Here is a 6,845-nt window from a genome sequence, read left to right as displayed (position 1 = left end):
TCCTCACGGGTGACCGGCCTCGGTGCCGGGCGCCTGCGGTGCCGGGTCCAGCTCCGGGTGGGAGCGGGACCGCCTCACCGGCCCCGAGACCGCGTCGTGCGCGGCTGAGTCCGCTGCCGTGCCCCCGAGTAGGACGGCTGCGATGGCGGCAGGCGGTATGGCCCCGCCGACAGCGGGGCGTGACCGCCCTCCGGACGGGGTCAGCTTTCGGCGAGGATGTGGGACAGCTCCCGGTCGAGGTCGAAGTGACGGTGTTCGGTGCCGGGGGGCACCGCGGCGTCCGTCCGCTTGAGGAACGACTCAAGCGCTCGGGCCGGGGCCTCCAGCAGGGCTTCTCCTTCCGGAGAGCTCAGTGCGATGCAGACCACCCCTTGCCCGTGACTGCGCGACGGCCACACCCGGACGTCGCCGGTACCGGTGGGTCGATGCAGCCCCTCCGCGAGGAGATCTCGGGCGAACACCCACTCCACGGTCTCGTCGGCGCCCGTGTGGAACGTGGCGTGCACGGCGTAGGGGTCGGCGGTGTCATAGCGCAGGCCCGCGGGGACGGGCAGTGAGGACTCGCTGGACACGATGAGGCGCAGGTGCAGCTCGCAGCTGACCGTGGTGTTCATAAGCGCCATGGCCTTTCGCTCAGTGTGCGCTCGGGGAATCGCACGTCGGCGAACGGACCATCCCACCCCCAAGACCGATGTAAACCCCTCTGTCCCGATTCGGGCGCGAGTCGTACCCCTTACGGCGCATTGCGGAATCGCCCCGCAGCGGCCGGGCCGGGCATTACCCGGGCGCTACTTGGTTAGTTTCCTGGCATGACTGTGCGAAACGACAAGGGGCGCGGGAACACGGGAACGGGTGAAGCGGTCGTGGCGGTTGACGCAGTCGTCGACGGCGGACGGGCGACCGGTTCACGGGCCCCGGCCGTCGTCCGCCGCCCGTCGGCGCCGCACCGGTCCGGCTGGTCGCGATCCCCCCGGCCGGCCTCCCGGGGGTGCGCTCGGACCGGTCGCGCCGCCACCGCCCGGCTGGTGATCTCCCCGGGGCCGCCCGCCGGGCCGTGGACCCGCGGGTGCGCCGCCGCGACCGGGGGAGCCGGACGGGAGCCCCGAGGGCGACCGGGGGGCGAGGTCGCGGGCGGGGAGGGTGGTCGGAGCACCCTCCGGGATGCGGTAATGTTTTCTCTGCACCCGGGCGATTAGCTCAGCGGGAGAGCACTTCGTTCACACCGAAGGGGTCACTGGTTCGATCCCAGTATCGCCCACCCGGACAGCACGCAGGCCCTGACCAGGAAACAGGTCAGGGCCTGCGGCGCGTTCGGGGCCCGGATGCCGGGGCCGCCCCGCTACGCCGCCGCCTCGCAGCCGTGCTCCGGCTCCAGTCGGCGCCCGCAGCCGCACCGGGCCGGCCGCAGCGGCCAGGACAGGTCCACCCGCTCCGCCTTCCCCGAGCGGTCGAACCAGTTCTGCAGCCCCCGCGCCTGCGCCGCGTGCCAGACCGCCTGCCGCAGGTGCAGCTCCGCCGCCGACAGCCCGCCCAGCGCCGCCGGGTAGCGGGCGCCGATCCGCCGGGTCAGCGCCAGCGCCGCCGTCGCGTCCGCCGCCGCGTCGTGCGCCCCGGCCAGCTCCACGCCGTAGTGGGCGCACAGGTCGGTCAGCGTCCGGCGGCCCTTGCGGTAGCGGTCCACGTGCTTGTCCAGCACCCGCGGATCCAGCACCACCAACCCGGCCGCCGCCAGCCCCCCGGCCAGCGTCAGTCCGTGATGACGGCGCAGCTCCCGGTCCAGCAGCGTCAGGTCGTAGGGCGCGTTCATCACCACCACCGGATGCCCGGCCAGCGCCTCGGCCGCCAGTGCGCGGGTGACCTCCGCCACCACCGCGCGGGCCGGACGGCCGTGGGCGCGCACCCGCTCGTCGGTGATGCCGTGCACCGCGCGGGCACCGTCCGGGATCGGGACCCCCGGATCGGCGAGCCAGGTGGTGGTCCGTGCCGGTGCGCCCGGCGCGAGCTGGACGACCAGGGCGGCGGAGACGATCCGGTCGTTCTCCACGTCCACGCCGGTCGTCTCGGTGTCGAAGGAGGCGAGCGGGCCGGTGTACCAGTGCTGCTGCATGACTGCCCCTCAGACGAGCGTTGCGCCCGGTTGATACCCGGTTCTGACGCCCCTTCAACCCGTTTGGCTCAAGCCCGACCGGGGATCCTGCCCATGACTGTCCCGATCGAATCGACCGACCCGTCCGGACCGGGACGGGCCCGAGCCGGGGGAGGCCACGGGGCGATGGCACTGACCCAGCCGCAGCCCGAGGAGGCGGCGGCCGCACCGCGGGGGAACCTCGCCGTCACCGCCTGCATGGAGACGTTGCAGGTCGGCTACCTGCACGCGGTCGCCGCCGCGGCCGGCTGCTCGCTCTCCCAGCCGTTCCCGGACAACGGCATCGACTGGCACGTCAGCCACGGCTCCCGGGCGCACGAGGTGGACGACGAGGTCACCGTCAAGATCCAGCTCAAGGCCACCCAGCAGGTCGCGCCCCACCCGGCCGGACCGTTCTTCAGCTTCACCCTGGACAACGACCACCTGCGCAAGCTCGCCCGACCCCGGGTCGCCGTACCGCGGATCCTGGTCGTGATGCTGCTCCCGCGCCGGGTCGACCACTGGCTGCGGGCCCGCCCGGACGCCCTGGAGCTGCGGCACTGCTGCTACTGGGTCAACCTGGCCGGCCACCCCGTCACCGGGCAGCGGCGCACCAACGTCCGGGTGCCCACCGACAAGGTCTTCGACGACCGCGCGCTCTGCGACATCATGGCCCGGATCGGCGCGGGCGGCAGCCCGTGACGGCCCGGCCGCGGCAGGGAGGAACCGGACCCATGACACCGCCGTACGCACCGGGCGAGCCGGCCCGGCCCCTGCCCGACCCGGCCGCCGTCGACCCCGCCGTGCTCGCCACCCTGCTCGCCCGGCACGGCTGGGTCCGCCGCGGCGGCCCGGCCGCCCGGTACGGACGCTGGACCCCGCCCGACGAGGAACCCGGCACCAGCCTGCTCGTCCCGGCCGGGGACGGCTTCGACGACGCCGTCGAACTCCTCACCGACGCCGTCGCCGCGCTCTCCCGCTCCCGCACCCCCTCCGCCCGCTCGATCCTGCTCGCCCTCGCCGTCCCCGGCGACGAACTGCGCTGGCACCGCGAGCCGCCCGGCCCCGCCGGGACCGTCTCCTGGGACGAGGCCGAGCGGCTCCGGCGGGCGGCCCGCGGGATGCTCGCCGCCGGCGCCAAGGCCGCCCGCACCAGGGCCGGCTACTTCGGCGCCCGGCTGGACGGCCTCGCCGGGGACTACCTGGACCGCGTCCTGCTGGTCGAACAGGGCGCCGCCCTCACCGCGCACACCCCCGCCCCCGAGGGCCGCGCCGCCGTCACCACCCTGGTCCGGGCCCTGGAGGCGCTGCGCGACGCGGTCGACTACCGCCGGGTCAGCGGCGGGCCCGAGGCCTTCGGGAACGCCGTCGGGGCCGGAGTCAGCCGCGAGCTCGTCCGGTCCGTCGAGGACCTGGTGCGCGACGCCACGGCCGCCCGGCTCAGCGTCGCCTGGTCACCCGCCGCCGGGACACCGGGCGGCTTCGGCGACCGCCGGATCGACCTCGACTTCTCGCCCGGCGACCTGCCCGCCCTGGCGGAGGCCGCCGACCTGCTGGAACGGACCGAACCCGCGATCGCCGTCACCGTGCTCGGCGTGGTCACCCGGCTCAAGCGCGCCGACCCGGCCGGACCGGGCTCGGTACGGCTCCGGGTGCTGACCGGCGCCGACGTCCGTGAGCTCAAGCTCCGCCTGCCCGACCCCGACTACCGGCTCGCCGCCGAGGCCCACCTCGCGGGCCTGCCCGTCCGGGTCTCCGGCCGGCTGGACCGGCACGACGGCTTCCGCCGGCTCGTCCGCCCGCACGGACTGGAGCTCCGCGGCTGGGAGGACGGGGACCGCGAGCGGCTGCTGAAGTCGCTCGGAGAGAAGGCGGAGGAAGGGGGAGAAGGGGCGTAGGTGGACGGCAGGGGCGGCGCTCTCGGTACCATCGTCACGCGCAGCGCAGTGTTGCGTCCTCTGAAATCCAGCACGTCAGGAGAGACCGGTGACGGACGTCCGGGTAATCATCAGCCGCGAACCCGATCGGGAAGAGCGCGTGGTGACGACGGGCACCACGGCCGCCGAGCTCTTCGCCGACGACCGCTCGATCATCGCCGCCCGCGTCGGCGGCCAGCTCAAGGACCTCGCCTACGCCGTCCAGGACGGCGACGAGGTCGAGCCGGTCGAGATCGGCAGCAAGGACGGCCTCGACATCCTGCGCCACTCCACCGCGCACGTCATGGCCCAGGCCGTGCAGCAGCTCTACCCCGAGGCCAAGCTCGGCATCGGCCCGCCGGTCAAGGACGGCTTCTACTACGACTTCGACGTCGAGAAGCCCTTCCACCCCGATGACCTCAAGGCCATCGAGAAGCGCATGCAGGAGATCATCAAGCGCGGGCAGAAGTTCTCCCGCCGCGTGGTCACCGACGAGGCCGCCGCCGAGGAGCTGGCCGCCGAGCCGTACAAGCTGGAGCTGATCGGCCTCAAGGGCTCCGCCGCCACCGCCGGCGAGGGCGCCGACGTCGAGGTGGGCGCCGGCGAGCTCACCATCTACGACAACCTGGACGCCAAGACCGGCGAGCAGTGCTGGGGCGACCTCTGCCGCGGCCCGCACCTGCCCAGCACCCGCCACATCCCGGCGTTCAAGCTGATGCGCAACGCGGCCGCCTACTGGCGCGGCAGCGAGCGCAACCCCATGTTGCAGCGCATCTACGGGACCGCCTGGCCGACCAAGGACGAGCTCAAGGCCCACCTCGACTTCCTCGTCGAGGCCGAGAAGCGCGACCACCGCAAGCTCGGCAACGAGCTCGACCTCTTCTCCATCCCCGAGGAGATCGGCTCCGGCCTCGCCGTCTTCCACCCCAAGGGCGGCATCATCCGCCGGGCCATGGAGGACTACTCGCGCAAGCGGCACGAGGAGGAGGGCTACGAGTTCGTCTACACCCCGCACGCCACCAAGGGGAAGCTCTTCGAGAAGAGCGGCCACCTCGACTGGTACGCGGACGGTATGTACCCGCCCATGCAGCTCGACGAGGGCGTGGACTACTACCTCAAGCCGATGAACTGCCCGATGCACAACCTGATTTTCGACGCGCGCGGCCGCTCGTACCGTGAACTGCCGCTGCGCCTCTTCGAGTTCGGGACGGTGTACCGCTACGAGAAGTCCGGCGTCGTGCACGGCCTGACCCGTGCCCGCGGCTTCACGCAGGACGACGCGCACATCTACTGCACCCGCGAGCAGATGGCGGAGGAGCTCGACTCCACGCTGACCTTCGTGCTCAACCTGCTCCGCGACTACGGTCTGACCGACTTCTATCTGGAGCTGTCGACCAAGGACCCGGTCAAGTACGTCGGCAGCGACGAGACCTGGGAGGAGGCCACCGCCGTCCTGGCGAGCGTGGCCGAGAAGCAGGGCCTGCCGCTGGTGCCGGACCCGGGTGGCGCGGCCTTCTACGGCCCGAAGATCTCGGTGCAGGCGCGGGACGCCATCGGCCGGACGTGGCAGATGAGTACGATTCAGCTCGATTTCAACTTGCCCGAGCGTTTCGATCTTGAGTACACCGCCGCGGACGGCTCGCGTCAGCGACCGGTCATGATCCACCGGGCGCTCTTCGGTTCGATCGAGCGGTTCTTCGCGGTGCTGCTGGAGCACTACGCCGGCGCCATGCCGCCGTGGCTCGCCCCGGTCACCGTGACCGGCATCCCGATCACCGACGAGCACGTGCCGTACCTGCTGGAGGTCGCGGCCGAGCTGAAGAAGCACGGGATCCGGGTCGAGGTCGACACCTCGGACGACCGCATGCAGAAGAAGATCCGCAACGCACAGCGCTCCAAGACGCCGTTCATGCTGATCGCGGGCAACGACGATGTCGAGGCGGGCGCGGTCTCCTTCCGCTACCGCAACGGCGAGCAGAAGAACGGCGTGCCCCGTGACGAGGCCATCGCCGAGATCGTTGATGCTGTGGCGCGTCGTATCCAGGTGTGAGGTGGGCCCCGCCTGAGCGGGGGTGATCCGAAGATTCGGAACGCGCACCGGAGGAAGGTGCCGTAGGCCCCGCGTTCGCGGGGTTGCGCGGGGCAGGCTCTCGATGAGTCTGCCCCGCGCGGCTTTGCAAGCACCGTCGGGCGAATATGCTGATCAGCATGACGACTGAGCCGGAACTTCAGCGGGGCGTCGGCGAGCCGGACGGCTTCCGCCGCTTGTGGACGCCTCATCGGATGGCGTACATCCAGGGTGAGAACAAGCCCACCGGCCCGGCTCCGGACGACGGTTGTCCGTTCTGCTCGATCCCGTCGCTGAGCGACGAGGAGGGGCTGGTCATCGCCCGGGGGAGCGCCGTGTTCGCGGTGCTGAACCTGTACCCGTACAACGGCGGGCACCTGATGGTGGTCCCGTACCGGCACGTCGCCGACTACACCGACCTGGACGAGGCCGAGACGGCCGAGCTGGCGGACTTCACCAAGAAGGCGATGACGGCGCTGCGGGCGGCCTCCGGGGCGCACGGGTTCAACATCGGGATGAACCAGGGCGCGGCGGCCGGGGCCGGGATCGCGGCGCACCTGCACCAGCACGTGGTGCCGCGCTGGGGCGGGGACACCAACTTCATGCCGGTGGTCGGCCACACCAAGGTGCTGCCGCAGCTGCTGGCGGACACCCGGAAGATGCTGGCCGAGGTCTGGCCGCAGGGCTGATCCACAGCACGGACGTGAGAGGGCCCCACCGAGGATCTCGGTGGGGC

At 72.3% G+C, this 6,845-nt stretch carries 6 protein-coding genes and 1 tRNA gene; 5 read left to right on the top strand and 2 right to left on the bottom strand.

Features of this window, described 5'->3' with window-relative positions; all coding sequences use genetic code 11:
• Positions 1–200: 200 nt before the first annotated feature.
• Positions 201–614, bottom strand: coding sequence for an SsgA family sporulation/cell division regulator (locus ACFU6K_RS26700; protein ID WP_030056266.1), 414 nt, complete (start codon positions 612–614; stop codon positions 201–203).
• Between the two features lie 572 nt (positions 615–1,186).
• On the opposite strand from ACFU6K_RS26700, the gene ACFU6K_RS26695 reads away from it, so the two are divergent.
• Positions 1,187–1,258, top strand: a tRNA-Val gene (locus ACFU6K_RS26695).
• Positions 1,259–1,339: 81 nt separating this feature from the next.
• Here the strand turns inward: ACFU6K_RS26695 and ACFU6K_RS26690 are convergent.
• Entirely contained in the window at positions 1,340–2,107 is a 768-nt protein-coding gene (locus ACFU6K_RS26690; RefSeq protein WP_380667117.1) for an exonuclease domain-containing protein, read from the bottom strand.
• Between the two features lie 165 nt (positions 2,108–2,272).
• Between ACFU6K_RS26690 and ACFU6K_RS26685 the strand changes: the two genes are divergently transcribed.
• From ACFU6K_RS26685 to ACFU6K_RS26670, 4 genes are all read left to right on the top strand, one after another.
• Complete coding sequence (locus ACFU6K_RS26685) at positions 2,273–2,827, top strand: DUF4365 domain-containing protein (RefSeq protein WP_380667115.1); 555 nt, start codon at positions 2,273–2,275, stop codon at positions 2,825–2,827.
• A 32-nt stretch (positions 2,828–2,859) separates the two neighbouring features.
• Positions 2,860–4,023, top strand: a complete 1,164-nt coding sequence (locus ACFU6K_RS26680; protein ID WP_380667113.1) for a hypothetical protein — start codon at positions 2,860–2,862, stop codon at positions 4,021–4,023.
• Between the two features lie 88 nt (positions 4,024–4,111).
• A complete protein-coding gene (gene thrS / locus ACFU6K_RS26675) occupies positions 4,112–6,091 on the top strand; it encodes a threonine--tRNA ligase (protein WP_380667111.1) in 1,980 nt (659 codons plus the stop codon).
• 146 nt (positions 6,092–6,237) lie between these two features.
• Positions 6,238–6,798, top strand: coding sequence for an HIT domain-containing protein (locus ACFU6K_RS26670; RefSeq protein ID WP_049651438.1), 561 nt, complete (start codon positions 6,238–6,240; stop codon positions 6,796–6,798).
• The last annotated feature ends 47 nt before the right edge of the window (positions 6,799–6,845 follow it).

Source organism: Kitasatospora sp. NPDC057512 (assembly GCF_042802135.1).
Taxonomy (GTDB): domain Bacteria; phylum Actinomycetota; class Actinomycetes; order Streptomycetales; family Streptomycetaceae; genus Kitasatospora.
Note: the sequence above shows the minus strand (reverse complement) of the source record. Positions and strands in the feature narration are given on the sequence as shown.

Excerpts from the sequence above, each read along its gene's own strand:
- ACFU6K_RS26680 (WP_380667113.1), top strand. The coding sequence starts at position 2,860 with ATGACACCGCCGTACGCACCGGGCGAGCCGGCCCGGCCCCTGCCCGAC.
- ACFU6K_RS26690 (WP_380667117.1), bottom strand. The coding sequence starts at position 2,107 with ATGCAGCAGCACTGGTACACCGGCCCGCTCGCCTCCTTCGACACCGAG.
- ACFU6K_RS26670 (WP_049651438.1), top strand. The coding sequence starts at position 6,238 with ATGCTGATCAGCATGACGACTGAGCCGGAACTTCAGCGGGGCGTCGGC.
- ACFU6K_RS26700 (WP_030056266.1), bottom strand. The coding sequence starts at position 614 with ATGAACACCACGGTCAGCTGCGAGCTGCACCTGCGCCTCATCGTGTCC.
- ACFU6K_RS26685 (WP_380667115.1), top strand. The coding sequence starts at position 2,273 with ATGGCACTGACCCAGCCGCAGCCCGAGGAGGCGGCGGCCGCACCGCGG.